Genomic DNA, 25708 nt, shown 5'->3' with positions numbered 1-25708 from the left:
ACGGCACTTCGGAATCTCTGCGTGTCGAGCTCTCAGGCCTCCGGCTTCGCGGCTGGCGTGCGTGCGGAACGAGGCAGCGGAAGCCGCCCGCCGACGCCGGCGCGGCGCAGGCGATCCGCGATCAGGATGCCGAGAGCCGTCGCCCCGACGCAACTCGCCAGTGTGATGGCGAAGAACGCGATGCGCACACCCACGGGCATGGTCTCGAGGTTGAACGAGGCCCACGCCAGCAGCGGATACACGACGCCGACGACCACCGCGCCGACATAGTGCAGCCACGTTCCCCAGTACCGCCAGATCACGAAGAGGAAGGGCAGCTCGGTGAAGGCCGCCCACCACAGGTTCGTCGCGACGCTGCCGAATCCATAGCCCGAGAACGGCACGATCACGAGCCCGGCGAGCAGACCGACCAGCAATCCGACCAGCGGCCGGCGCAACAGTCGCAGCGCGATGACAGACGGCAGCAGCCAGAGCCCCGCCAGTGCGACGCTCACGAACGGCAGGCCGGGGAAGAGGATCGTCGAGATCCAGTTCGCCGGAGCCAGCAGCAGACCGCCCGCGACACCCAGCGCCGCGCACGTCAACAGGATCGCGGTCGGGAAGCGGAAGCGCCCGCGCGACCGGGGTGTGCTCGCCTTCGTCCCGCTCATGCGAGGGGCTCCGCAGCTGCCTCGCGCGCGGCCTTCGACGCTGGCGATGCCGCACCGATCTTCCAGTATCCGCAGAAGCTCACCGCATTCTTGTCGACACCGCGCTCACCCACCAGATGCTTGCGCACCCCCGAGGCGAGAGCCTGCTCACCTGCCGCATACGCGTGGAACGGAGCATCCGGCAGTGCCGTCCTGCCGAGTGTCTCCAGGGCCAGAGAACCCGGTGCGGCCTCATGCGGTCGCACGATCCAGACGACCTCGACGCCCGCCGGATGGGGGAACGACAGTGCGTCCTCCCGCGTCGGCACCTCGATGATCGCGAGGCCGGCGGCATCCTCCGGCAGCGAGGCGCTGATCGAGGCGATCGCCGGCAGAGCCGTCTCGTCGCCGACCAGCAGAACACGATCCGTCCCCCGCTGCGGATTGAACGTCAGCCCCTCGTCGATGATCAGCACATGCTCACCCGGCCGGCACGTCTCTGCCCAGCGCGACGCGGGACCGGCCGTGCCCTCCGCCGCGGAGCCGTGCAGCACGAAGTCCACATCGATCTCCGCCCCGGCATCCGCGGTCGCCGCGCGATACGCCCGCACGCTGTAGTTGCGCATGACAGGCCGCTCGCCATCGGGGATCCGAAGGAACTTCAGATACCCGAACATCTTGTTCGCCTTCGCCGGCACACGATCGAGGCCCGCATCGCCTCCGATCGGCAGGAACAGCCGGAACCACTGGTCGAAGCCCATCGGCCGGAACTTCTCGATCTCGCCGCCGCCGAGCGTCACCCTGATCCAATGCGCCGACAGCTGTTCGCTGCGCAGCACCGTGAGGTGGATGAGCTCGGCCGACTCGGGCTTGACCAGCTTGCTGTATGCCATACGACGCCTTTCAGGAAAGCTGCCAGGGGAAGAACACGACGAAGATCGCCGCGGATGCCGCGAGACTCGCAACCGTGAAGATGATGTCGCGCACACGGAACGGCACCAGATGCCGCTCCGTCCGCGTTGAGTGGGCGCCGAACGCGCGCGAATCCATCGCGAGCGCCACCCGCTCCGCATGCCGGATCGCTCCCGCGAGCAACGGCACGATGTACCCCCACCCGCGAGCGATCCGGGCGAACGGACCCCGTCCGCCGTGATGCCCGCGCACGCGATGCGCCGCCCGGATGACCGCCAGCTCATGACCGAACCGCGGCACGAACCGGAAGGCCGCCAGAGCCGTGTATCCGATCCGATACGGCACGCGCAGCTGCTGCACGCTCGCCCGCACCAGATCCGGACCCGTCGTCGTGAGTCCGCCGATCAGCGCGAGAGCGATGATCGCGCCGAGACGCAGTGCGGTCGCGAAGCCGATCTCGAGGGCGCCGGCGTAGAGCGTCCACTCGCCGATGCGCAGGAACGGGGCGGTGTCCGCGACGAGCCCGGCATCCACCCACAGCGAGAATCCGACGCCGATCGCGAGCATCCCGACCGGCAGGGCGAGCAGCATCAGCGCGAGCAGCCTCCCCGTCAGCCGCGCACCGATGAGGATCACCGCGTAAGCCAGCACGAGGAACGCCGCCGGCGTCGCGAGATCCCGCACGAAGATGAGCAGCACCATCGCCGGAGCGAAACCCACGACCTTCGCGAGCGGATTCAGGGCGTACAGGAACTGGTGGCGCGAGCTCCCCGTCATCGTCGCATACGGATCGAACGCCGTTGTCGTGGGACTCGTGGCGGTCACGAGGCCACCTCCAGACCGGCGGATGCCAGAACCCCCTGCAGCGCGGGCAGGCGCAGGCCGGCCTCGGCGAAGAGCTGCTCGTCCCGGAAGAGCGTCGATGTGGGACCCGCCGCATGAACGCGTCCGTCCTTCAGCACCACCGTGTGCGTCGTGTGCTCGGCGACCAGCTGCAGGTCGTGCGTGACGATCACGATCGTCGTGCCCTCGGCGCGCAGACTCTGCAGCAGTGCCAGCAGCTCGGATGCCCTCGCTCGATCCTGACCGAACGTCGGCTCGTCCAGCGCCAGCACCCGAGGGCGCGTGATCAGCGCGGTTCCCACCGACAGGCGCCGCTTCTCGCCGCCCGACAGCAGGAACGGATGCACGCCCGCCTTGTGCTCGAGTCCGAACCGGGCGAGCATCTCCTCCACGCGCGTCGTGATCTCCGCGTCCGAGATCCTCTGATCCCTGGGCCCCTGAGCGTGTCGAAGGGTCAGTCCGTGCGCCAACTCGTCGAACACGGTGTGCGCGATGAACTGATGCTCCGGATTCTGGAACACGAAGCCGATGCGCGAAGCGAGATCCCGCGGAGATGCCGACCCCGGATCCATGCCGTCGACGCTGACCTCGCCCTTCGGCGGCGGCACGACCCCCGCCAGCGCCTGGATCAGCGTCGTCTTCCCGGCGCCGTTCGCGCCGACGATCGCGGTGAGGCTCCCCTCCGCGAGATCCAGATCGATCCCGTGCAGGATCTCGGTCCGGCGCCGCCGCACCGTCAGGCCTCGAGCGCGGATGATCGCCGGAGCGGCATCCTCGGTCGTCGCGCGAATCGAGCGAGCAGGGCGAGACGAGACGTCAGTCGCGGGCAGCGAACGCGCCAGCTCCTCCGGCGACAGGGGCAGCGGATCGAATCGGTACCCCTCCTCACGCAGCCGCAGCGCGGCCAGCGTCGCCGTGGGCAGCCACACGCCCATCGCGACGAGTTCCTCGGCGTGCGTGCGGATGATCTCGGACGCCGGTCCGTCGAACACCACGCGTCCGTCGCGGTCGAGCACGATCGTGCGTGTCACGAAGGCCATCGCCGCGTCGAGGTTGTGCTCGACGAGCAGGATCGCGCGATCGCCCGCCGCCACCACATCGGCGAGCGCCGCGTACACGTCGTCGATGCCCTGCGGGTCGAGATTGGCCGTGGGCTCGTCGAGCACGATCAGCGGCGATCCCATCGCCAGCGCACAGGCGATCGCGAGACGCTGCCGTCCGCCGCCGGAGAGATGGTCGGGGTTGTCGTCGCGGCGCTCCCACAGCCCCACGCGGCGCAGCGCGTCCTCGACCCTGGCGCGTACCGCCTCCAGCGGGAGCAGCAGATTCTCCGGACCGAAGGCGACCTCGTCGTAGACCGTGCCCGTGACGATCTGCGCATCCGGGTCCTGGAACACCATCGCGACCCGGGTGCTCAGCGTCGCCGTGTGCGCCGCAGCCGTGTCGAGCCCGCCCGCCTCGACCGTGCCCGTCATGGTCGCCGGCACGGCGTGGGGGATGAGCCCGTTCAAGGCGAGCGTGAGCGTCGACTTGCCCGAACCCGACGGGCCGAGCAACAGCACGACCTCCCCGGCGGCGATGTCGAACGTCACGTCGCGCGGCGACGGGTGCGCGGCATCGGCGTGGGTGAGAGAGAGCTCACGCACGCGGAGCAGAGGCGCGGATGAGCGCACGGCGGAGTCCCGGAGTCGGCGGATCGAACGCTTCTAACTTAGCTGAGCCTTACCTGATCCGCTATCGGGCCGAATCCCGCGGCCAGCACGGCGAGGGCTCAGCGCTGCGCGACCCCGGCCCGTCGCAGAGCCGCCCCGATCGCGAGTCCGACCGCCGTCCACGCGATCGGCCCGAGCACCGAGATCACGAGGTACAGGACCTGGGCCCACAGCGGCAGAGCCCCGAGATGCGCGGCGAAGAAGACGACCACCGCGACGAGCACGCCGATCACGACGGCAGAGACGAAGAAGCGCCAGGCGCCCCAGGCGCGGTAACGGGTGAGCGCCGCGACTCCCTCCTGGATCGCGCCGAACAGCAGTGCCGTACCGAGGAAGCGCAGAGCCCATGCCGGGTTGAACGCGCTGGCGACGAGAGCCGCGATCACATGGGTGATCAATGCCACGAGCGGGCGACGCAGCACCTCCTGCGCGATGATGCCGGGCAGCACATGCGACCCGAGAAGCAGCCCGTAGGCGAACGGGGCGGCGAGCAGCACGACCGGTGTCAGCAGACCGGCGATCCCTCCGATGATGCCCGTGGCGACGCCGATCGCCGCGCAGACCAGCAGCAATCTGGTCGAGAGGACGGGTGTTCGGGCCACCCTCCCAGCCTAGTTGCGCCGCCGCCGAGGAGCGCCGCGGGAGGGCCGGGAAAACGACGCGCGACCGTCTCCCCTTCGACCAAAGTCCCCCCTGTGGCCCTTCGTCTATGTTTCCGGCATGCACCTGGCGCGGTCGCCGACCCCGGACTACCTTGAGCCGCGGTGCGGCAACGACGCCGCTCCGAGATCATCGGGAGAAGCACATGGGTCGAACACCCCTCCGGATGGCAGCAGCCACCACCCTGGCCACGCTGTTCATCGCATCGACGGCAACCGCAGGCTACGCGGCGGAGGAGGTGACGCACCCCGTCCCCGTCGCCGGCACCCCCGGGCACTACATCGTCGTGATGAAGTCCGATCCGCTCGCCAGCTACGAAGGCGACGTCGATGGCCTGAAGGCGACCAAGCCCGCCGAAGGCGAGCAGCTCGAGACCCAGTCGCAGGATTCCCAGCGCTATGTCAAGCATCTTCAGACCGAGCAGACCGACCTCGCCACGCAGGTCGGGGTCACGCCCGACACCACCTACCAGGTCGTGCTCAACGGCTTCAGCGCCGACCTCACGGGCGCGCAGGTCGACGAGCTCCGCGCCTCGAAGGACGTCTTCGGCGTCTACCCGGATGAGATCCGGCACCCCGACGCGCAGACCTCGACCGACTTCCTCGGACTCGGCGACGACCGCAAGGGCCGCGGCGGCGTCTGGCAGCAGACCGGCGGCGTCGACAAGGCGGGAGAAGGCGTCGTGGTGGGCGTGATCGACACGGGCATCGCGCCCGAGCATCCGTCGTTCGAGGGCAAGAAGCTCAAGAAGCAGAACAAGCAGCAGAACCGCCACAAGGGCAGCCAGCCGTACACCGACGGCACGTATGTCTACTTCGACAAGTCCGACGGCGGGCAGTTCCAGTCCGCGATCGTCGAGGGCCACGACTGGGACAAGCGCGACTACTCGTCCAAGCTCATCGGCGGCCAGTACTTCTACGCCGGTGCAGAGGCGGCAGGCTTCGACTTCCAGTACGACTACCTCTCGCCGCGCGACGGCGACGGCCACGGCTCGCACACCGCGAGCACGGCAGCCGGGAACTTCAAGGTCAAGGCCCAGATCGAGGATGTGGAGTTCGGCACGATCTCGGGCGTCGCCCCCGGCGCGAAGGTCGCTGCCTACAAGGCCTGCTACGTCGGGCCCGACACGACCGTCACGACCGATGACATCTGCGCACTCAGCGACCTCGTCGCCGCGATCGACCAGGCCGTCGCCGACGGCGTCGACGTGATCAACTACTCGATCGGCGGAGGCGCAGCCAGCACCGTGCTCGCGCCCGAGGACCTCGCGTTCTTCAATGCGGCTGCCGCGGGCGTCTTCGTCGCGACCAGCGCCGGCAACGACGGCCCCGACCCCGTCACGGCCGACCACGCCTCGCCGTGGTACACGACCGTCGCGGCATCCACCATCCCGACCTGGGAGGGCACGGTGCAGTTCGACGGGTTCGCACAGGCGGGCGCCTCGGTGAGCGTGCCGTTCGGCACGACCGTGACCGGTCCGTCGATCGCCGCAGCGGATGCCGCCGCCGACGGCGCCGTCGACGCGCAGGTCTGCCTGCCGGGCACCCTCGACCCCGCAAAGGTCGCGGGTCACATCGTGGTCTGCGATCGCGGCAACAACGCGCGCGCCGAGAAGTCGCAGGTCGTGAAGGATGCCGGTGGCATCGGCATGGTCCTGGTGAACGTGCCCGGTGGCGCCGACTCCCTCGACAACGACTTCCACGCGGTGCCGACCGTGCACCTCGCATCCGTGCATCGTGAAGCCGTTCTCGCCTACGTGCAGAGCGGCACCGACCTGCCCATCACGCTGGTCGGGGAGAACACGACCGGCGTGACCACGCCGACGCCGCAGATCGCCGGCTTCTCGAGCCGCGGCCCGATGCTCGCCGACGGCAGCGACGTGCTGAAGCCGGATGTCTCGGCTCCCGGCGTCGCGATCCTCGCGGCGACCCACAACGCACCGGGTGAGGAGCCGAGCTTCGGCATCCTCTCCGGCACGTCCATGGCCTCGCCCCACGTCGCGGGCCTCGGCGCCCTGTACCTCGGGGAGCGCCCGAAGGCGACGCCCGCCGAGGTCAAGTCGGCGATGATGACCACCGCCTACGACACCGTGCTGGCCGACGGATCGCCGAATACGAATCCGTTCGAACAGGGGGCGGGTCACGTCGACCCGCGGCGCTACTTCAACCCCGGCCTGCTCTACCTCAACGGCGTCAAGGACTGGGCCGCCTTCCTCGATGGGAAGGGTCTCTCGGACTTCCCAGGGATCGAGCCCATCGACGGCAGCGATCTGAACCAGGCGTCGATCTCGATCGGCTCCCTGGCCAGCGAGCAGACCGTGACCCGTTCCGTCACCTCGACCGAGAAGGGCGTCTTCACGGCACAGGCGTCGGTCCCCGGCCTGAACGTGAAGGTCTCGCCGCAGCAGCTGACGTTCGACAAGGCGGGGCAGACGAAGACGTTCACGGTGACGTTCGACAACGCCGACGCCCCGGTCGAGCAGTGGACCACCGGGTCGCTCGTCTGGACGAGCACCAAGAACACGGTCCGCTCTCCGATCGCGGTGTTCCCGGTGACGGCGGATGCTCCGGCCGAGGTCTCCGGCACCGGCGTCGACGGCAGCACCACCGTGGAGATCACCCCCGGTCTCGACGGCGATCTGCCGCTGAACCTCTCCGGGCTCACCCCGTTCGAGCTGCTCGCCGACCCGGACAACCCGGTCGAGGGGCACTCGGGCGACGAGAACTCGGGCGACGCGAACAAGGACGTGTCCTGGATCGTGGACGTGCCGGCGGGGACGACGCTCTCGCGGTTCGACCTCGACTCGTCGGATGACGACGGCAGCGATCTCGACCTCACCGTCTACCGCGTGGTGAGCGCCGACGATCTGCGCTACTACGAGCGCTGGCAGTCGGCGACCGGTTCGGCGGACGAGAGGGTCACGATCCCCGCGCCCACCGCCGGCACCTACCTCGTGGTGGCGAACATCTACTCGACGACCGGGCCGATGACGTGGGACATGTCCTACGCCAACGTGGTGCCCGGCGGCGAGGGAGCGTTCACGGCGACGCCGAACCCGCTCCCGGTGGTCCGCGGTGTGAAGACGAGCTACCAGCTCGGCTGGACCGGCCTCACCGCCGGCGCCCGCTACCTCGGGCTCGTGCAGTACGGCGACTCGGCGGTCCGCACGATCCTGACGGTCGACGCCCCGGCCGCCGAGGCCCCGGAGAAGGAGGCCCCGCCGACGGAGGCGCCGGAGACCGAGGCTCCGCCGACGGAAGCTCCGCCGACGGAAGCTCCGCCGTCGGAAGCTCCGCCGACCGAGGCGCCGGAGACGCCGAAGCCGGAGTAAGCCCCCACAGCACAGCGCCCCGCGGTCGACGGACCGCGGGGCGCTGTGTGCGTCCGGGCACCCGCTCGTCGCGCGATCGGCGCCGCTCGTCGCAGCATCCGTCCGGCGGCCGTCCGTCGGTGCCGGGGCTTTCCTAGCGTGGGGGAACGCAACGACGCGTACCCCGAGGAGACCCCCATGACCGCACCGGGCAGCACCGAACCCGTCATCGTCACCGACCCGAAACTCCCTTCCACCGCTCTCTCCGACGAGCATCACGAGAAGGCGAACCGATGGACCCTGCCGAAGATCGTCCTCTGGGCGGCGATCGCGCTGCTGGGGGCCGTCGCCTGGACCATGCTCGCGATCGTCCGTGGCGAGACCGTGAACGCGATCTGGTTCGTGTTCGCGGCGGTCTGCACGTACCTGATCGGCTACCGCTTCTACTCGAAGGTGATCGAGAAGTACATCACCCGCCCCGACGACCGCCGCGCCACCCCTGCCGAGGTCAAGCAGGACGGCAAGGACTACGTCCCCACCGACCGCCGCGTGCTCTACGGCCACCACTTCGCCGCGATCGCCGGCGCCGGCCCGCTCGTCGGCCCCGTGCTGGCCGCGCAGATGGGCTACCTCCCCGGCACGATCTGGATCATCGTCGGCGTCGTGCTCGCCGGCGCGGTGCAGGACTACACGGTGCTCTTCTTCTCGATGCGCCGCGGTGGTCGCACGATCGGCCAGATGGCCCGGCAGGAGCTCGGCCGCATCGGCGGCACGGCGGCGATCATCGCCTCCCTGCTGATCATGCTGATCATCGTCGCGATCCTCGCGCTCGTGGTCGTGAACGCCCTGGGTGAGAGCCCGTGGGGCGTCTTCTCCGTCGCGATGACCATCCCGATCGCGATCTTCATGGGCATCTACCTGCGGTTCCTGCGCCCGGGCAAGGTCACCGAGGTCTCGATCATCGGATTCGTGCTGCTGATGGCCGCGATCATCGGCGGCGGTCAGGTCGCGGCGACCGACTGGGGTCAGGCGATCTTCCACCTCGACCGCACCACGATCGCCTGGGGCATCATCATCTACGGCTTCATCGCCGCGGTGCTCCCGGTCTGGCTCCTGCTCGCCCCGCGCGACTACCTGTCCACCTTCATGAAGATCGGCGTGATCGTCATGCTCGCCGGCGCGATCATCCTCGTCCGCCCGGAGATCACCGTCCCCGCGATCAGCATCTTCGGCGAGAACGGCATGGGGCCGGTGTTCGCCGGTCCGCTCTTCCCCTTCCTGTTCGTGACGATCGCCTGCGGAGCGCTGTCGGGCTTCCACGCCCTGATCGCCTCCGGCACCACGCCGAAGCTCATCGAGAAGGAGCGCCAGACGCGCTTCATCGGGTACGGCGGCATGCTCATGGAGTCCTTCGTCGCGATCATGGCGCTCGTCGCCGCGATCTCGATCGACCAGGGCATCTACTTCGCGATGAACGCGCCGACCGCGGCCACAGGAGGCACGGTCGAAGGGGCGGTCGCATTCGTGAACTCGCTGGGGCTGACGGGGGTGAACCTCACGCCCGAGATGCTCACCGGCACGGCCACCCTGGTCGGCGAGGAATCGATCGTCTCCCGGACCGGCGGCGCCCCGACGCTCGCGCTCGGACTCGCCCACATCATGCAGCAGGCACTCGGCGGGCAGGCGCTCATGGCCTTCTGGTACCACTTCGCGATCATGTTCGAGGCGCTGTTCATCCTCACCGCGGTGGATGCCGGAACCCGCGTGGCCCGCTTCATGCTGCAGGACTCCATCGGCGCCTGGTTCCCGAAGTTCCGTGACGTCTCGTGGCGTCCCGGTGTCTGGATCTGCACCGCGATCATGGTGGCCGGCTGGGGAGCGATCCTCATCCTCGGTGTCACCGACCCGCTCGGCGGCATCAACACCTTCTTCCCGCTGTTCGGCATCGCGAACCAGCTGCTCGCCGCGATCGCGCTCGCCGTGGTGCTGGCCATCGTCGCCAAGCGCGGGAAGAGCTACTTCAAGTGGCTGTGGATCATCGGGCTGCCGCTCGCGTTCACCGCGGTCGTCACGATCACGGCCTCGCTGTACAAGATCCTCTCGCCGGTCCCGGGGATCGGATACTGGGCGAACCACTTCAAGTACGTGGCAGCCCGCGACTCGGGCGACGACTCGCTCGGCGCTCCCGAGGTGCTCGAGGCGGTCATCCGCAACACCGCGGTGCAGGGCACGCTGTCGATCATCTTCGTCATGCTGGCGATCATCGTCATGGTCGCGGCCGTGATCGTGACGATCAAGGCGATCCGCAACGGCGGCGGTGAGAACACCGAGGAGGAGCCCGTGGCCTCGCGGCGCTTCGCCCCGGCCGGCTTCCTGCCCAACTCCGCGGAGCGCGAGCTCGAGAAGCAGTGGGAGCCGATCCTGGCCGACGACCGCAAGGCGTCGACCCACTGAGATGGTCACCATGACGAATCACGCGGATGCCGCGACCACCCACCCCCTGCGCATGCTCGCGCGTGCCCTGGGGCGGGTCGGCCGCGGCATCCGGTGGTACATGACGACCCTGATGGGCGACACCGCGTACGCGACGTATGTCACGCACCATCGTCGTGAGCATCCGGGCGAGGAGCCGATGACGGAGCGGCAGTTCTGGCGGCAGAAGATGGATGACCAGGATCGCAACCCCGGTGCCCGGTGCTGCTGACGTCCCTAGGCTGAACGCATGACCGACGTCGTTCTCGCCGCTGTGCTGGGCGTGCTCGGCGGGATCGTCCTGACGGTGCTGCTGCTGCTCGCTCGTCGCCTCGCGCGCGGGGCGGCCGACCTCGGCAGCGACGCCGAGCAGGCGGCGCTCAACGCCCTGCACCATGCGAGCCTCGCCGCCCCGCACCTGCGTGCCGGGCTGTCGGCGCCCGACGTCGTGAAGGCGGTGCGGCATCTGCGCGTGCTGCTCGGCAGCGCGGCCGTCGCGATCGTGAGCGCCGACGGCACCGTGTCGTTCGACGGCCCGTCCGACGGGCTGGAGTCGGCGGCGCTCCGCATCGCGAGGCAGGTCGAGGAGTCGGGTCGTCGGCAGGTCTTCCCGTCGCCCGGCCCCGACGACGATCTCGAGGCCGTCGGGGCGCCGATCCTCGTCGACGGCCGCGTGATCGGCGTCGTCGTGGCGTTCGCGGCTCCGGCGCGCGCGGCGCTCGTGCGCGCGGCGGAGGAGGTCGCGGACTGGTGCGCGGCGCAGGTCGAGCTCGGCGGCCTCGATGCCTCGCGCACGCAGCTGGCTGAGGCCGAGCTGCGGTCGCTGCGCGCGCAGATCTCCCCGCACTTCATCTACAACGCCCTCACCGCCATCGCGTCGTTCGTCCTCACCGACCCCGCCCGCGCCAGGGAGCTGGTGCTCGAGTTCGCCGACTTCACCCGCTACTCGTTCCGCCGGCAGGGCGAGTTCACCACGCTCGCCGAGGAGCTCGGCAGCATCCACTCGTATCTCGAGCTCGAGCGCGCGCGCTTCGGCGACCGGTTGCGGGTCACCCTGCAGATCGCGCCGGAGACCCTGGCCACGGTCATCCCGTTCCTGTCGGTGCAGCCGCTCGTCGAGAACGCCGTGCGGCATGGGTTGGAGCCGGGGGAAGGAGGCGGGGAGATCCGCATCCTCTCCCGCGACGACGGCACGCACACCGAGATCGCGGTCGAGGACGACGGCGTGGGGATGGATCCGGAGGGGCTGCGCACCACGCTCACCGCCGGTGACGACGGCTTGCACGTGGGACTCCGCAACGTCGACACACGCCTGCGCCAGCTCTACGGCGCCGAGGGTGGACTGGTCGTCGAGACCAACACCGGCGCCGGTACCCTGGTGCGCATGCGGGTCCCGAAATCCCAGCCGCTGCACGATCCGCTGCGCGACCAGGTGAGCCCATGATCGACGTGCTGGTCGCCGACGACGAGAGACCCGCGCTGGACGAGCTCGTCCACCTGCTGCGCACCGACGATCGGATCGGCGAGATCCTCACCGCGGGCAGCGGGGCGGATGCGCTGCGGCAGCTCTCCGAGCGGGCCGTGCGGATCGCCTTCCTCGACATCCACATGCCCGGGCTGACCGGCACCGAGCTCGCGCGGGCGCTGCTCGCCCTCGCCCAGCCGCCGGCCGTCGTGTTCGTCACGGCAGACGACGCCCGTGCCGTCGAGGCCTTCGAGCTGCGCGCGGCGGACTATCTGCTCAAGCCGGTCCGCGCCGAGCGGCTGCGACAGGCGATCGATCGCGTCATCGAACTGGCCGACACGGCGCGACCGGGAGACGACGAGATGCTGCCGGTCACGGTCGGCTCGGCGGTGCGCTTCGTGCGCCGGAGCGACGTGCGCTGGGTGCAGGCGCAGGGCGACTACTCGCGGCTGCACACCGGCGACGGCGCCGGACATCTCGTGCGCATCCCCATCTCGGAGCTGGAGGTGCGGTGGGCGGATGCCGGATTCCTCCGCATCCATCGCTCGTCGCTGGTCCGCACCGCAGCGGTGACCGAGGCGCGCCTGTCGGGTTCGGACCCCGCGGTGTCGATCGGCGAGCTGTCGCTGCCCGTGAGCCGGCGCCTCGTGCCGGCCGTGCGCGAAGCCCTGGTGCGCGGCGAGGGAATCGGATGAGCGAGATCCCGAAGCGCGTGCGGGTGACGGCCGACCTCCCCGCACGGCGGCCGTCCACCTCGACCCGCGGCATCGCCCTGCCCGGTTCACCGGTAGACGAAGCGGATGCCGTGTACGCCAGGGCCCTCATGCGCAGCCAGCTCCGCCTCGCGCTCGGCACCGTTGCCGGCTTCGTGCTCGTGGTGGTCGCGCTGACGCTGGCGATCGCGCTGATCCCCGAGATCGGCCGGGTCCTCATCTGGGGGCTGCCGCTGTCGTGGCTGCTGCAGGCCTACGCGTTCTACCCGATCATCCTCGTGTTCGCGGTGCTCTACGTGCGCACCGCCGCGCGCAACGAGCGGCGCTACCGGGCGCTGCGGGACCGCGAGTGAACGCGGTCCTCGACCTCGTCGGCGTCGCGCTGGTCATCGTCGCGACGCTGCTCATCGGCGTGTACGGACTGCGGATCTCGCGCACCACCGGAGACTTCTTCGTCGCCTCCCGCACGGTTCGGCCGGTCTGGAACGCCTCCGCGATCAGCGGGGAGTACCTGTCGGCCGGCACCTTCCTCGGCCTGTCGGGGCTCGTGCTGCTCGACGGTGCGAGGGGATTCTGGTTCCCGATCGGCTACGCGGCCGGGTATCTGCTCGTGCTGGCGTTCGTCGCGGCTCCGCTCCGCCGCAGCGGCGCGTACACGATCCCCGACTTCATCGAGGCGCGGCTGGACTCGGGCGCCGCGCGGCGGGTCACCAGCATCGCGGTGCTCATCATCGGGTGGCTCTACATCGTGCCGCAGCTGCACGGCGCGGGGATCACCCTGCTCGTGGTCGCCGGTGTGCCGGAGTGGGTGGGCGCCGTGACCGTCGCGGTATTGGTGGCCGCCGCAGTGGCCGCCGGCGGCATGCGCGCGATCACCTATGTGCAGGCGTTCCAGTACTGGCTTAAGCTCACGGCGCTGCTGGTCCCGGTCGTGTGCATCGCCTTCGCGCTGAGCGGCGGACCGCACGACTTCGATCCGGCGCTCGTCTTCCCCGCCGAGGCGGGGCCGTCGGGGTTCGACGCGTACGAGACGGCATCCCTCCTGCTCGCCCTGCTGCTGGGGACCATGGGGCTCCCGCACGTGCTCGTGCGGTTCTATACGAGTCCGACGGGGGTGTCGGCCCGGCGCACGACCGTCATCGTGATCGCCATGGTGAGCGCCTTCTACGCGGTGTCGAGCACCATGGGTCTGCTGGCACGCATCGCCGCCCCCGATCTCGCCGTGCCCGGCATCGCCGACACGGTCGTGCTGCTGCTGCCCTCGCGCGTCTTCCCCGGGGTGTTCGGCGAACTGCTCACCGCGCTCATCGTGGCGGGCGCGTTCGCTGCGTTCCTGGCGACATCGGCGGGGCTCGTGGTGTCGCTCGCCGGCGTGATCAGCCAGGACGTGTTCTCCGGCTCGGTGCGCTCGTTCCGGCTTTCCGCCGTGCTGTGCGCGGTCGTGCCGCTCGCGGTGGCGCTGCTCACCGCCCCCGCGGGCCTCGGGTCGAGCGTCGGGGTGGTGTTCGTCGTGGCCGCGTCGACGCTGTCGCCGGTCGTGCTGCTCGGGGTGTGGTGGCGCGGGCTCACCGCCCGCGGCGCGGTGGCGGGGATGCTGTCGGGCGGGGTCGCGGCGGGGCTCGCCCTGCTGGTGCATGCCGTGATCGGGGGAGTCGGAGCGGCTGCCCCGTATCTGGCGCAGCCGGCGGCGTGGACGATCCCGCTCGCTGCGGTGGTCACGGTCGTGGTGTCGCTGCTCGACCCGCGCGGGCCGTCGCCGCGCACCGAGCGCTTCCTCGCGCGGGTGCACACGCCGGAGCCCGGCTGAGCCCTGGTTCCTGGGCGAGCGGAGTGAGACGAACGGCGCCGTCAGATCCGGCGGCCGCGCGGCATCAGCCGCACGTCGGGCAGCGGCGGGGCGGGGATGCGCACATCGTGACCATCCACCGCACCGAACCGCGGCGTCGCGGCGTCGGGGGATGACTCCGCCTCCCACGCCTCGCGGGCCGCGACGATCTCGTCGTGCGTGCGGCCGGCGAAGTTCCACCACATCACGATGTCGTCCTCGAACGGCTCGCCGCCGAGCAGGAACAGCAGGGAGCCCTCGGTCGATGACACCTCCACCTCATCGCGGGAGTCGCCGAGGTAGAGCAGATCATTGCGCTCCATCGGATGCGCGGACACGACCGCGTCGCCCTCGACGAGCATGAGCGCGTGCTCCCAGTCGGGGTGGAGCGGCAGGCGGACGCGGGAGCCGGGGGCGAGCACGATCTCGGTGCCGACGATCGGGGTGTGCACGGTCGCCGGCGAGCGGACGCCGGCGAACTCGCCGAGCACGACCGTCGCGGTGGCGTCGGCCCCGGCATCCGCCGTGAGGGCCACGCCCGGCAACTCGGTGTGCCGCTCGAATCCGGCAGCGCCGTGGCGGGTGGACTCCGGCAGCACGACCCAGAACTGCAGGGCGTCGAGGGGGATCGGGTCGTCGCCGATCGAGTACTCCGAGTGCGAGATGCCGTTCCCGGCCGTCATCAGGTTCAGCTGGCCACGGCGCAGGTCGGCGTCGCTGCCGAGCGAGTCGCGGTGCCGGATCTCGCCGACGAGCGGCCAGGTCACGGTCTGCAGGCCGATGTGCGGATGCGGCTCCACCCGCATCCTCGTATCGGCGGGGCCGAACCGGTCGAGGAAGCACCAGGCGCCGATCGTGGGCAGGTTGCGATGCGGAAGCGCGCGCAGCACGCTCATGCCGCGCACCCCGCCGAGCGGAACCTCGCGCGGTTCCAGGACGAGGCGGCGCTGCCCGATCATTCGGACCCCTGAGCCCTCTGGGTCCCTGAGCTTGTCGAAGGGCGGGGCCAGCGGATCTCGGCGCCCTCGATCTCATGCGTCTCGAGGTACTTCGCGATGTAGGGGCACAGCGGCACGATCGCCTCGCCGCGACCCGCGGCATCCGTCAGCGCCGCCGAAGCGAGCTTCCCCGCGAGACCCTGACCCTGGAACTCGTCGTCGATCTCGGTATGGAGGAAGCGGATGGAGCCGGGCCGCAGATCGAACGCGGCGAAGCCCGCGAGCACGTCGCCCGAGCGGATCTCGTAGCGCGATTCCTCGTCGTTGCGGGTGACGGTGATGTCGGTCATGGGGGCTCCTTCATGCGTCTGCATCCAACCTACGCCCGGATCTGTGGACAGGCGCCGTCGACGTCGGCGGGGATCGTTACGCTGGAGGGATGCCGCAGACTCCCCGTGACCCGTACGAAGGTTGGGTCCCTGAGCCTGTCGAGGGGTACGCCGACGAGCCCTACGACGACGGCTGGGAGTCGTCCGCTCCGCCCGAGCCGATGGACTGGGAGCCGCAGGGCGCGGGCTTCGAACCGCCGCTCGACTGGGGTCCCGGGCCGGTCACCAAGGTCGCCCCGGCCGTCCGCAAGGCGACGCCGAGCAGGTACCCGACCGCGCGCGAGGCGCTGCACACCGTCTTCGGCTACGACGAGTTCCGCGGCGATCAGGCGGCCATCGTCGAGCAGGTGATCGCGGGCGGCGACGCGGTCGTGCTGATGCCGACCGGTGGCGGCAAGAGCATCACCTACCAGGTGCCGGCGCTCGTGCGCGAGGGCACGGGTCTCGTCATCAGCCCGCTCATCGCGCTCATGCACGACCAGGTCGACGCGCTGCGCGCCAACGGCGTCAAGGCCGCGTATCTGAACTCCACCCAGGCCATCGACGAGCGGCGTGAGGTCGAGCGGGCCTACGTGGCCGGAGAGCTCGACCTCATCTACGTCGCGCCCGAGCGCCTGTCGAGCGCGCAGACCACGGCGCTGCTGCAGCGTGGCACGCTCAGCGTCATCGCGATCGACGAGGCGCACTGCGTGTCGCAGTGGGGGCACGACTTCCGCCCCGACTACCTCGCCCTGGGTGACCTCGGCGAGCGGTTCCCCGGTGTGCCGCGCATGGCGCTCACCGCCACGGCGACCGCGGCGACGCACAAGGAGCTCACCGAGCGGCTCCGCCTCGACACGGCGAAGCACTTCGTCGCCAGCTTCGACCGCCCGAACATCCAGTACCGGATCGTGCCGAAGGTCGATCCGCGCAAGCAGCTCGTCGCGTTCATCCGCTCGCAGACCCCTTCGACAGACGCAGGGACCCCGCCCGCCGGCATCGTCTACGCGCTCAGCCGCAAGTCGGTCGAGCAGACCGCGACCTACCTGGCCGCCCAGGGGCTCGACGCGCTGCCGTACCACGCGGGTCTCCCGGCCGAGGTGCGCGCCGCGAACCAGTCGCGCTTCCTCCGGGAAGACGGCGTGGTCATGGTCGCGACCATCGCGTTCGGCATGGGCATCGACAAGCCCGATGTCCGCTTCGTCGCGCACATCGACCTGCCGAAGTCCGTCGAGGGGTACTACCAGGAGACCGGTCGTGCCGGCCGCGACGGCGAGCCGTCGGTGGCCTGGATGGCGTACGGCCTCGGCGACGTCGTGCAGCAGCGCCGCATGATCGACCAGAGCCCGGGCGACCGCACCTTCAAGATGCGGCTCGGGCAGCACCTCGACGCGATGCTCGCGCTCTGCGAGACGGTCGAGTGCCGTCGCCAGAATCTGCTCGGGTACTTCGGCCAGGAGTCGCAGCCGTGCGGCAACTGCGACACCTGCCTCGACGACACCGAGACGTTCGACGGTCTCGTCCCGGCGCAGAAGCTGCTCTCGACGATCGTGCGGCTGAAGCGCGAGCGCAACCAGGCGTTCGGCGCCGGACACCTCGTCGACATCCTGCGCGGAGCCTCGACCGAGCGCATCCGTCAGCAGGGGCACGACAAGCTCGCGACCTACGGCATCGGCGCCGACCTCTCCGACCAGGACTGGCGCAGCGTCGTGCGGCAGCTGCTCGCCCGCGGCATCCTCGTCGCACAGGGCGACTACGGCACGCTCGCTCCCGGCGAGGCGGCGGCCGCCGTGCTCCGCGGCGAGACGCCCGTGCCGCTGCGCAAGGACACGATCGGGCGCCCGACGTCACAGACCCGTGCCCGCAAGGCCAGCGCCGCCGATGCTCTGGATGCCGGTGACCGCGGCTTGTTCGAGGCCCTGCGGGCCTGGCGCGCCGAGACCGCCCGCGAGCAGGGCGTGCCCGCGTACATCGTGTTCGGCGATGCGACGCTGCGCGCTCTGGCCGAGCATCGCCCGGCATCCCTCGGCGATCTCGACGGCATCACGGGTATCGGCGCGAAGAAGCGCGAGGCCTACGGCGAGGGCGTGCTCGCGGTCATCGCCGCCGCCTGACCGGCACCTCGGTCAGCGCACCGGCAGCACATCGTCCATGTGCGCGCGCAGGTGCGCGGCGACGTCGACGGCGTCCCGATCGTAGAGCCATTGATACTGCAGGCCGTCCCACATCGCGATGAGCCAGATCGCCTCGCGCGCGGGGTCGCGGTGCGAGGGAAGATCGCCGTCGAGCTGGGCCAGTCGGAACAGCTCGGTGAAGTAGGCGATCGCGCTCGAGAAGCGCTCGGTGAAGTAGTCGTGGGCCGGATGCGACGCCGGCACCGCCTCGCAGGAGAGCACGGCGTAGACCTGGATCAGGCCCGGCTCCTCGAGCGCGTTCACGCGGGCGCCGTCGGCGATGCCGCGGAGCAGGTCGCCGGCGCGATCCGAGGTGCGGATGACGCCCCTCTCCCGGATGGCGCTGTCGCGTTCGGCGAGCACCGCGCTCAGCAGCAGCTCCTTCGAGGGGTAGTGGTGCAGCAGGGTCGACTTCGAGACCCCGACGGCTTCGGCGATGTCGCGCAGGCTGGTGTCGCCGTAGCCGTCGTGCGAGAAGAGGCGCATGGCGTCGGCGACGATCTGCGTCCGTCGCCGTCGTCCCACCGCGTAACCCGGATCGACGTCGGCCGGCTTGACGCCGAACGGAGCAGGCAGCGGACCCGACGCCTCGGGTGAAGGTTCTCCGTCGTCGGGATCGCGCCATCCGGTCGGCAGCACCCACAGCGCCTCGCGCTCCTCGAGCATCTCGACGACGTCGACCTGGTCGGGCAGGTACTGCGCCAGAAGCTGCAGGCCGTCCCAGCCGGCGGTGTGGCGCGTGACCTCGCCGTCGACGTCGCGTTCCGGGTCGATGGCGCCCAGATGCTGCGCGTCGGCCAGCACGTCACGGCTGAGTTCGCGCAGCCGCGCGTAGCGCTCGCGCATCCGCTCGTGGGCGGGGTGTCCGGGTGAGGACGCCTCGCCCGTGAGAGCGGCGAAGAGCTCGAGGTATCCCTCGGTTCGGGAGTTCCGCTCGGCGAGCCGGGCGAAGATCAGCTCGCCGGGTTCGGATGCCGCGGCGATCGTGCTGAACACGTCCTCGTTCTCGGCCTCGAACTCGCCGACGACCTCCACGAGCAGCGCGTCTTTGGAGGAGAAGTGCCCGAGCAGGCCGGGATGACTGACGGATGCCGCCGCCGCGATGTCGCGCAGCGACGTGGAGCGGTAGCCGTGGCCGATGAACAGCTCGCGGGCGGCGGCGATGATCCGCTGCCGCGTCTCCGCGGCGCGCGCGTGCCGTGAGCCCCGGGGCGTCGTGATCGTCATCGCTTCCTCTCCACCCCCATCCTCCCTCATTACCGACCGGTCGATATTCACTTACCAAACGGTCGAGATTGGTGTATCTTCTTCCCAGAGCCGCCTCGCCCGAAGACGTGCGGCGCATCGAAAGGACTGTCATGACAGAGCTGTCATCCGCCGCGAACGCGGCCGCGGTCGGCACCACCGGCTTCAAGGCACCCGGGACCACCCCGCCGAAGACGCCGCGCGGCTACACGCCCGGCCTCGCCGCCGTGAACTTCGGCGTCTACCTCGCCCTCCTCACCCCGGTGATGGTGTCGATGGCGTTCAAGATCCAGCACATCGACCCGACCAACACCGAGGGCAGCCTCGGCCTCGTCATGGGCGTCGGCGCGGCGTTCGCTCTCATCGCGAATCCTCTCGTCGGCCGACTCTCCGACCGCACGACCTCGCGCTGGGGCATGCGCCGCCCGTGGATCCTCGGCGGCGCGATCGTCGGACTCGGCGGTTTCGCCCTGATCGGCGTCGCGAGCTCCGTGCTCGTGGTGCTGATCGCCTGGTGCCTGGTGCAGGCCTCGATGAACGCGGTCCTCGCCGCCGCCAACGCCACGCTGCCCGACCAGGTCCCGGTCTCGAGCCGCGGCAAGGTCTCGGGCATCATCGGCATCACCACGCCGATCGGCATCCTCGCCGGCAGCTTCCTCGTGAACTTCCTTCCGGGTGACTTCGAGCGTTTCTTCGTGCCCGGCGCGATCGCTCTCGTCCTCGTGATCGTCTTCGTCCTGCTGCTCAAGGACCGCCGCCTTGCCGAGAAGCCCGCCGACCGCTTCACCGTCGGCACCTTCTTCGGGTCGTTCGTCTTCAACCCGCGCAAACACCCGGACTTCGGCTGGACCTGGCTCACCAAGTTCTTCGTCATGTTCGGCTACGCCGGCATCGCCACCTTCCTGCCGCTGTACCTCGTGACCAAGTTCGGCCTCGACGAGCAGGGCGCGGTCGGCATCATCCTCGCCGCGAACCTCGCCTCGATGGCCGCGATGGCGATCTCCTCGCCGCTGGGCGGGTTCCTCTCCGACAAGATCGGCAAGCGTCGCCCGTTCGTCGCCGTCGCCGGACTCATCATGGTCGTCGGCCTCGTCATCCTCGCCGTCGCCCCCGACATCACGACCGTGATCGTGGCGCAGGCGATCATCGGCCTCGGGGCCGGGTCGTTCCTCTCCGTCGACCTCGCGCTCGCCACCGAAGTGCTGCCGAACCCCGACGACGTCGCGAAGGACCTCGGCGTGCTGAACATCGCCAACGCGCTGCCGCAGTCGATCGCCCCGGCCATCGCCCCCGGGATCATCGCGCTGGGTGCGGCGACGCCGCTCGGCGGATACACCACCTGGTACCTGTTCGGCGCGCTCGTCGCGCTCGCGGGTGCCGTTCTCGTCTACCGCATCAAGGGAGTCAAGTGACCATCTCGGGCACCACCACCACGACCACCGTCCGCCCCTGGCTCGATGCCGATCTGCCGGTCGACGAGAGGGTGCAGCTGCTTCTCGACGAGATGACCATCGAGGAGAAGGCGGGACTCTTCTTCCACACGATGATCGCGATCGGCGATCTCGAGGAGCCGAACCCCGTCTTCGCGACGCCCTCTGCGCGCGAGTTCCTCGAGACGAAGCAGATGACGCACTTCAACCTGCTCGGCGCCGCGCCCACCGGCCGGGAGATCGCGGCCTGGCAGAACGCGCTGCAGCGGCTCGCGGCATCCACACGCCTCGGCATCCCGGTGACGCTGTCGACCGATCCGCGCCACTCGTTCAGCGAGAACCCGGGCGCCTCGATCCTCGCCGGGCCCTTCTCGCAGTGGCCCGAGACCCTCGGTCTCGCGGCGATCGGCGACGAGGCGCTGGTCGAGCGGTTCGCCGACATCGCCCGCCAGGAGTACACGGCGGTCGGACTGCGCGTCGCGCTGCACCCGCAGGTCGACCTCGCGACCGAGCCGCGCTGGGCACGCCAGACGGCGACGTTCGGAGAGGATGCCGAGCTGTCGGGCAGGCTCGGCGCCGCCTACATCCGCGGGTTCCAGGGGGAGGCCTTCGGGCCTGGCTCGGTCTCGACCATGACGAAGCACTTCCCCGGAGGCGGACCGCAGAAGGACGGCGAGGACCCGCACTTCCCGTACGGCCGCGAGCAGGTCTACCCTGGCGGGGAGTTCGAGCTGCACCTGAAGCCGTTCGAAGACGCGCTCGCCGCCGGCACCCGCCAGATGATGCCGTACTACGGGATGCCGGTCGGCACCGAGTATGAGGAGGTCGGCTTCGGCTTCAACAAGTCGGTCATCACCGGACTCCTGCGCGAGCGCTACGGCTTCGACGGTCTCGTCTGCACCGACTGGGGGCTGATCAGCGACTCCGAGATCTTCGGCCAGCCGTTCCCCGCCCGCGCCTGGGGCGTCGAGGATCTGACACCGCGTCAGCGGATGAAGAAGGTGCTGGATGCCGGAGCCGACCAGTTCGGCGGAGAGGCGAACCCCGAGCTGCTGCTCGAACTCGTCGCCGACGGCGAGATCACCGAGGAACGGATCGACGTCTCCGCCCGCCGGATCCTCCGGGAGAAGTTCGAGCTGGGGCTCTTCGAGAATCCCTTCGTCGACGAGGATGCCGCCGATGAGGTCGTCGGCCGCGCGGACTTCCGTGCCGCAGGAGAAGAGGCGCAGCGCGCGTCGATCACGGTGCTCACGAACGACGGGGCCCTGCCGTTCGCGCGAGGTCTGAAGCTGTACGTCGAGGGGATCGACGCCGAGGTCGCGGCATCCTTCGGCGAGGTCGTCGCGACGCCGGCCGAGGCCGATCTCGCGATCATCCGCCTGCAGGCCCCGTTCGAGGAGCGGGAGACGATGTTCGAGAACTTCTTCCACGCCGGGTCGCTCGACTTCGCCGACGATGCGGTCGCCCACGTGCGCGAGGTCGCATCCGTCGTTCCGACGGTGGTCGATGTGCTCGCCGACCGCCCGCCCGTCCTCACCCCGATCACGGATGCCGTCGCGGCGGTCACCGTGAACTGGGGCGCTTCGGCAGCTGCTCTCCTCGACGTGCTGAGCGGTGCCGTCGCCGCGCGGGGGAAGCTCCCCTTCGATCTCCCGCGGTCGATGGCAGCCGTCGAGGCCTCGCGTCCCGACGTGCCGTTCGACACCGCCGATCCGCTGTTCCGCTTCGGGCACGGCCTCGCGCTCTGACGCGAGGCTTCCGCGGATTGCCGGTTCCTGTCCGGAGCCGACAATCCGCGGACCCGGCGTCCCGGCGCTTCGTTAGAGGATCGGTACAGTCGACTTCACGGAGATTTGTCGCAGACCTACCATGGGAGCATCCCTACTTCTCCCTGGAGGAATGCCATGGTCGACGCCGCCGTCCGTCCTTCGACGACACCCGCCGAGCCGCAGGATGCGGCGCACACCCCGCAGATCGATGTCGCCGCCGTCAATGACGCGCTGATGGGCACCTGGGCCGACACGCGCCGCGAGGCGCGCGAGATGATCAAGGACTCCGCCTTCTGGCGCAAGGACGAGCTCGGCAAGGACGAGCACCGCGAGCGCGTCCTCAGCCAGCTGCACCTGCTGGTCGAGAACAAGGCCGTGCACCGGGCATTCCCGAAGTCGCTCGGCGGCGAGGAGAACAACGGCGCCAACATCGCCGGGTTCGAGGAGCTCGTGGTCGCCGACCCGAGCCTGCAGATCAAGTCGGGCGTCCAGTGGGGGCTGTTCGGGTCGGCGATCCTGCAGCTCGGCACGACCGAGCACCACGAGAAGTGGTTGCCCGGCGTCATGGACCTGTCGATCCCCGGGGCCTTCGCGATGACCGAGATCGGCCACGGCTCCGATGTCGCGGCCGTCGGCACGACCGCGACGTACGATCCTGCGACCGAGGAGTTCGTCATCCACACGCCGTTCCGCGCGGCGACGAAGGAGTACCTCGGCAACGCCGCACTGCACGGCATCGCGGCGACCGTGTTCGCGCAGCTCATCACGAACGGCGTCAATCACGGCGTGCACTGCTTCTACGTGCCGCTGCGCGGCGAGGACGGCAACGATCTTCCCGGCATCGGCCGTGAGGACGACGGCCTCAAGGGCGGGCTCAACGGCATCGACAACGGCCGGCTCTCGTTCGACCAGGTCCGCATCCCGCGCACCAATCTGCTGAACCGCTACGGCGACGTCGCCGCCGACGGCACCTACTCCAGCGCGATCGACAGTCCCGGCCGTCGTTTCTTCACGATGCTCGGCACGCTCGTGCAGGGACGGGTCTCGCTCGACGGCGCGGCCAGCTGGGCATCCGCCCTCGCACTGAAGATCGCGATCACGTACGCGACCCAGCGCCGCCAGTTCGACGGCGCCGACGGGCAGGAGGTCGTGCTGCTCGACTACGGCAAGCACCAGCGCCGGCTGCTTCCGCGTCTCGCCACCACGTACGCGCAGATCTTCGCGCACGACGAGTTCCTGCAGAAGTTCGACGGCGTCTTCTCGGGTCGCATCGACACCCCGGCCGACCGGGAAGACCTCGAGACGCTCGCGGCGGCCCTCAAGCCGCTGTCGACCTGGCACGCGCTCGACACCCTGCAGGAGGCGCGCGAGGCCTGCGGCGGCGCGGGCTTCATGTTCGAGAACCGCCTCGTCGGACTCCGCGCCGACCTCGACATCTACGTCACCTTCGAGGGCGACAACAACGTCCTGCTGCAGCTGGTCGGCAAGCGTCTGCTCACCGACTACGCCCAGCAGTTCCAGGGCAAGGATGCCGCGGCGCTGGCGAAGTTCGCCGTCGGCATGACCGCCGGCAAGGTCTTCCACGGCGCAGGCCTCCGTCAGCTCGGTCAGGCCGTGTCCGACTTCGGCCAGGTGTCGCGGTCGGTCGAGCGCGGCCTCCGCGAGGAGCAGCAGCACGATCTGCTCGCCGGTCGCGTGCAGCAGATGGTGGCGGACATCGCGAGCCGGCTGCGTCCCGGAGCGAAGGACAAGGCGCTCGGCGCCCGCCTCTTCAACGAGAACCAGGCCGAGCTCATCGAGGCGGCCCGCGCGCACGGAGAGCTGCTCCAGTGGGAGGCCTTCACCGACGCCGTGCACGAGATCGAGGATGCCGACACCAAGAAGGTGCTCACCTGGCTGCGCGACCTCTTCGGCCTGCAGCTGATCGAGAAGCACCTCGCCTGGCACCTGATCAACGGCCGCCTGTCGACCCAGCGCGCCGCCGCCGTATCGAGCTACATCGACCGCCTGTGCGCGCGACTGCGCCCCTACGCCCTCGACCTCGTCGATGCGTTCGGGTACGAGCCCGAGCACGTGCGTGCGCCCATCGCGAGCGGCATCGAGAAGCAGCGTCAGGACGAGGCGCGCGCGTACTACGCCGACCTCGAGGCGTCGGGCCAGGCTCCGGTGCGCGAGAAGAAGGTCAAGCGAGAGCCGCTGGGCGACCTCAAGCAGCGCTGATCGCGCCGGGCGTCAGATACCCGCGGCCGGCGGGTACTGCGGTGGGTACGGCGGCGCAGGAACGGGCGGATAGCCGGCGGCCGGGAACGGCGACTCGCCCGTTCCCGCCGCCGTCGACATCGCCTGCTTCCGGACGCGCAGCAGCACCGCGGTGAAGGCGAGATAGACCAGCGCGACCGCCGTCCCCACTCCGAGGATCAGCAGCTGAGGAAGCGTTCGGCCGACCATCGGGATCCGCCCGACCATCATGAAGACCGCGTCGGGGACGAGCACGAGCAGACCGAGCAGCAGCAGGACCGCTGCCGGCAGCACCAGCGCGAACGTCGACCAGCGCGTGGCGAACACCCCGGCGACGGAGAGCAGCGTCCCGAGCAGCACGGCGGCAGCGGCATCCGGCAGGAAGTCGAACCGGAACTGCTGGAGCGCGGTGAACTGACCGCGGGCGATGCCCCACGACAGCAGCCAGATCCCCGCCGCGAGGAGGACCGGCGCGGCCACGAGGCCGATGATCGAGAGACCGGTCGCGGTCCGCTCGGGCCGGTGGCGCACGATCGCGAGCACGATGCCCATCGCTCCGAGCGCCGGGAGCAGGACCAGCGGGATGCCGTAGGTGAGGCCGTCGAGCCACTCGCGCGGGAGGATCGGCCCCAGCATCCGATACGACTCCAGCAGCAGCGCCGGCAGGAGCGCGAGCAGGAGCGGCACGACGGCCATCACCCCCGCGGCGATCAGGCCAGCCGAGCTCCAGATGCCGGTCAGCACCACGGCGATCAGGAGCAGGATGCCGAGCGCCTGAAGGAGCGTCGGCATCATCAGCGAGCCGAAGCCGTCGCGGGCGCCGCCGTACTGGAAGTAGGTCATGAGCCATGACGTGCCGCCGCTGGAGAGCAGCCCCACGGCGACCGGTGTGACGATCACCGCGATGACGACGGTGATCAGACGAGCGAGCGTGCGGGATCCGCGCATGATGACTTCCCCCTCCGGAGTCTCGGTCAACCGTATCGACTCCGCGTGCGGTGGGTA

20 protein-coding genes are annotated in these 25708 nt (G+C 70.0%); 11 read left to right on the top strand and 9 right to left on the bottom strand.

Annotated elements, in window-relative coordinates:
• Nucleotides 1-32 precede the first annotated feature (32 nt).
• The 5 genes from MRBLWH11_RS02170 to MRBLWH11_RS02150 form a co-directional block, all read right to left on the bottom strand.
• The gene (locus MRBLWH11_RS02170) at nucleotides 33-650 is read right to left on the bottom strand and encodes an ECF transporter S component (RefSeq protein WP_341946501.1); all 618 of its coding nucleotides are present in this window, start codon (nucleotides 648-650) and stop codon (nucleotides 33-35) included.
• Nucleotides 647-1522, bottom strand: coding sequence for a siderophore-interacting protein (locus MRBLWH11_RS02165; RefSeq protein WP_116634109.1), 876 nt, complete (start codon nucleotides 1520-1522; stop codon nucleotides 647-649). The genes MRBLWH11_RS02170 and MRBLWH11_RS02165 overlap by 4 nt, the downstream gene beginning before the upstream one ends.
• 10 nt (nucleotides 1523-1532) lie before the next feature.
• Nucleotides 1533-2318, bottom strand: a complete 786-nt coding sequence (locus tag MRBLWH11_RS02160) for an energy-coupling factor transporter transmembrane component T (protein ID WP_341947876.1) — start codon at nucleotides 2316-2318, stop codon at nucleotides 1533-1535.
• A 44-nt stretch (nucleotides 2319-2362) separates the two neighbouring features.
• Nucleotides 2363-4057 carry an ATP-binding cassette domain-containing protein gene (locus MRBLWH11_RS02155; protein ID WP_341946500.1) on the bottom strand — a complete coding sequence of 565 codons (1695 nt, stop codon included), beginning with the start codon at nucleotides 4055-4057 and terminating at the stop codon, nucleotides 2363-2365.
• Between the two features lie 98 nt (nucleotides 4058-4155).
• Nucleotides 4156-4698 carry an ECF transporter S component gene (locus tag MRBLWH11_RS02150; protein WP_116634111.1) on the bottom strand — a complete coding sequence of 181 codons (543 nt, stop codon included), beginning with the start codon at nucleotides 4696-4698 and terminating at the stop codon, nucleotides 4156-4158.
• 224 nt (nucleotides 4699-4922) lie between these two features.
• Here MRBLWH11_RS02150 and MRBLWH11_RS02145 point away from each other — a divergent pair, with 224 nt between their 5' ends.
• The 7 genes from MRBLWH11_RS02145 (at nucleotide 4923) to MRBLWH11_RS02115 (ending at nucleotide 14523) form a co-directional block, all read left to right on the top strand.
• Nucleotides 4923-8087, top strand: a complete 3165-nt coding sequence (locus MRBLWH11_RS02145; RefSeq protein WP_341946499.1) for a S8 family serine peptidase — start codon at nucleotides 4923-4925, stop codon at nucleotides 8085-8087.
• 177 nt (nucleotides 8088-8264) lie between these two features.
• Nucleotides 8265-10520 (top strand): carbon starvation CstA family protein, encoded by a 2256-nt coding sequence (locus MRBLWH11_RS02140; protein WP_341946498.1) that lies wholly within the window; start codon nucleotides 8265-8267, stop codon nucleotides 10518-10520.
• Nucleotides 10521-10572: 52 nt separating this feature from the next.
• Nucleotides 10573-10770 carry a YbdD/YjiX family protein gene (locus tag MRBLWH11_RS02135; RefSeq protein ID WP_341947875.1) on the top strand — a complete coding sequence of 66 codons (198 nt, stop codon included), beginning with the start codon at nucleotides 10573-10575 and terminating at the stop codon, nucleotides 10768-10770.
• An 18-nt stretch (nucleotides 10771-10788) separates the two neighbouring features.
• The gene (locus MRBLWH11_RS02130; RefSeq protein WP_341946497.1) at nucleotides 10789-11982 is read left to right on the top strand and encodes a histidine kinase; all 1194 of its coding nucleotides are present in this window, start codon (nucleotides 10789-10791) and stop codon (nucleotides 11980-11982) included.
• Nucleotides 11979-12698, top strand: coding sequence for a LytTR family DNA-binding domain-containing protein (locus MRBLWH11_RS02125; protein WP_341946496.1), 720 nt, complete (start codon nucleotides 11979-11981; stop codon nucleotides 12696-12698). The genes MRBLWH11_RS02130 and MRBLWH11_RS02125 overlap by 4 nt, the downstream gene beginning before the upstream one ends.
• Nucleotides 12695-13069 carry a heavy metal transporter gene (locus tag MRBLWH11_RS02120; protein ID WP_116634116.1) on the top strand — a complete coding sequence of 125 codons (375 nt, stop codon included), beginning with the start codon at nucleotides 12695-12697 and terminating at the stop codon, nucleotides 13067-13069. The genes MRBLWH11_RS02125 and MRBLWH11_RS02120 overlap by 4 nt, the downstream gene beginning before the upstream one ends.
• Complete coding sequence (locus tag MRBLWH11_RS02115; RefSeq protein WP_341946495.1) at nucleotides 13066-14523, top strand: cation acetate symporter; 1458 nt, start codon at nucleotides 13066-13068, stop codon at nucleotides 14521-14523. Before MRBLWH11_RS02120 ends, MRBLWH11_RS02115 begins: the two co-directional genes overlap by 4 nt.
• 41 nt (nucleotides 14524-14564) lie before the next feature.
• On the opposite strand, the gene MRBLWH11_RS02110 is transcribed toward MRBLWH11_RS02115, so the two are convergent.
• Together MRBLWH11_RS02110 and MRBLWH11_RS02105 are read right to left on the bottom strand one after the other, a co-directional pair.
• Nucleotides 14565-15500, bottom strand: a complete 936-nt coding sequence (locus MRBLWH11_RS02110; protein WP_341946494.1) for a pirin family protein — start codon at nucleotides 15498-15500, stop codon at nucleotides 14565-14567.
• The gene (locus MRBLWH11_RS02105) at nucleotides 15497-15829 is read right to left on the bottom strand and encodes a GNAT family N-acetyltransferase (protein WP_116634119.1); all 333 of its coding nucleotides are present in this window, start codon (nucleotides 15827-15829) and stop codon (nucleotides 15497-15499) included. The genes MRBLWH11_RS02110 and MRBLWH11_RS02105 overlap by 4 nt, the downstream gene beginning before the upstream one ends.
• A gap of 89 nt (nucleotides 15830-15918) precedes the next feature.
• On the opposite strand from MRBLWH11_RS02105, the gene recQ reads away from it, so the two are divergent.
• Complete coding sequence (gene recQ / locus MRBLWH11_RS02100) at nucleotides 15919-17961, top strand: DNA helicase RecQ (RefSeq protein ID WP_341946493.1); 2043 nt, start codon at nucleotides 15919-15921, stop codon at nucleotides 17959-17961.
• Nucleotides 17962-17973: 12 nt separating this feature from the next.
• Here the strand turns inward: recQ and MRBLWH11_RS02095 are convergent, their stop codons facing one another.
• Nucleotides 17974-19248 (bottom strand): TetR/AcrR family transcriptional regulator, encoded by a 1275-nt coding sequence (locus tag MRBLWH11_RS02095; RefSeq protein ID WP_116634121.1) that lies wholly within the window; start codon nucleotides 19246-19248, stop codon nucleotides 17974-17976.
• Nucleotides 19249-19379: 131 nt separating this feature from the next.
• Here MRBLWH11_RS02095 and MRBLWH11_RS02090 point away from each other — a divergent pair, with 131 nt between their 5' ends.
• The 3 genes from MRBLWH11_RS02090 (at nucleotide 19380) to MRBLWH11_RS02080 (ending at nucleotide 24685) form a co-directional block, all read left to right on the top strand.
• Entirely contained in the window at nucleotides 19380-20678 is a 1299-nt protein-coding gene (locus MRBLWH11_RS02090; RefSeq protein ID WP_116634122.1) for an MFS transporter, read from the top strand.
• Entirely contained in the window at nucleotides 20675-22444 is a 1770-nt protein-coding gene (locus tag MRBLWH11_RS02085) for a glycoside hydrolase family 3 N-terminal domain-containing protein (RefSeq protein WP_341946492.1), read from the top strand. The genes MRBLWH11_RS02090 and MRBLWH11_RS02085 overlap by 4 nt, the downstream gene beginning before the upstream one ends.
• A gap of 156 nt (nucleotides 22445-22600) precedes the next feature.
• A complete protein-coding gene (locus MRBLWH11_RS02080; protein ID WP_341946491.1) occupies nucleotides 22601-24685 on the top strand; it encodes an acyl-CoA dehydrogenase in 2085 nt (694 codons plus the stop codon).
• A 12-nt stretch (nucleotides 24686-24697) separates the two neighbouring features.
• Here the strand turns inward: MRBLWH11_RS02080 and MRBLWH11_RS02075 are convergent, their stop codons facing one another.
• Entirely contained in the window at nucleotides 24698-25651 is a 954-nt protein-coding gene (locus MRBLWH11_RS02075; RefSeq protein WP_341946490.1) for a hypothetical protein, read from the bottom strand.
• Between the last annotated feature and the right edge of the window lie 57 nt (nucleotides 25652-25708).

The organism is Microbacterium sp. LWH11-1.2 (genome assembly GCF_038397745.1).
Taxonomy (GTDB): Bacteria; Actinomycetota; Actinomycetes; order Actinomycetales; family Microbacteriaceae; genus Microbacterium.
This window is presented reverse-complemented; position numbering and strand designations above follow the sequence as displayed.

Coding starts and splice junctions, on each gene's coding strand:
- MRBLWH11_RS02170 (WP_341946501.1), bottom strand. CDS start 650: ATGAGCGGGACGAAGGCGAGCACACCCCGGTCGCGCGGGCGCTTCCGC.
- MRBLWH11_RS02165 (WP_116634109.1), bottom strand. CDS start 1,522: ATGGCATACAGCAAGCTGGTCAAGCCCGAGTCGGCCGAGCTCATCCAC.
- MRBLWH11_RS02160 (WP_341947876.1), bottom strand. CDS start 2,318: ATGACGGGGAGCTCGCGCCACCAGTTCCTGTACGCCCTGAATCCGCTC.
- MRBLWH11_RS02145 (WP_341946499.1), top strand. CDS start 4,923: ATGGCAGCAGCCACCACCCTGGCCACGCTGTTCATCGCATCGACGGCA.
- MRBLWH11_RS02140 (WP_341946498.1), top strand. CDS start 8,265: ATGACCGCACCGGGCAGCACCGAACCCGTCATCGTCACCGACCCGAAA.
- MRBLWH11_RS02135 (WP_341947875.1), top strand. CDS start 10,573: ATGCTCGCGCGTGCCCTGGGGCGGGTCGGCCGCGGCATCCGGTGGTAC.
- MRBLWH11_RS02130 (WP_341946497.1), top strand. CDS start 10,789: ATGACCGACGTCGTTCTCGCCGCTGTGCTGGGCGTGCTCGGCGGGATC.
- MRBLWH11_RS02125 (WP_341946496.1), top strand. CDS start 11,979: ATGATCGACGTGCTGGTCGCCGACGACGAGAGACCCGCGCTGGACGAG.
- MRBLWH11_RS02120 (WP_116634116.1), top strand. CDS start 12,695: ATGAGCGAGATCCCGAAGCGCGTGCGGGTGACGGCCGACCTCCCCGCA.
- MRBLWH11_RS02110 (WP_341946494.1), bottom strand. CDS start 15,500: ATGATCGGGCAGCGCCGCCTCGTCCTGGAACCGCGCGAGGTTCCGCTC.
- MRBLWH11_RS02105 (WP_116634119.1), bottom strand. CDS start 15,829: ATGACCGACATCACCGTCACCCGCAACGACGAGGAATCGCGCTACGAG.
- recQ (WP_341946493.1), top strand. CDS start 15,919: ATGCCGCAGACTCCCCGTGACCCGTACGAAGGTTGGGTCCCTGAGCCT.
- MRBLWH11_RS02095 (WP_116634121.1), bottom strand. CDS start 19,248: ATGACGATCACGACGCCCCGGGGCTCACGGCACGCGCGCGCCGCGGAG.
- MRBLWH11_RS02090 (WP_116634122.1), top strand. CDS start 19,380: ATGACAGAGCTGTCATCCGCCGCGAACGCGGCCGCGGTCGGCACCACC.
- MRBLWH11_RS02080 (WP_341946491.1), top strand. CDS start 22,601: ATGGTCGACGCCGCCGTCCGTCCTTCGACGACACCCGCCGAGCCGCAG.
- MRBLWH11_RS02075 (WP_341946490.1), bottom strand. CDS start 25,651: ATGCGCGGATCCCGCACGCTCGCTCGTCTGATCACCGTCGTCATCGCG.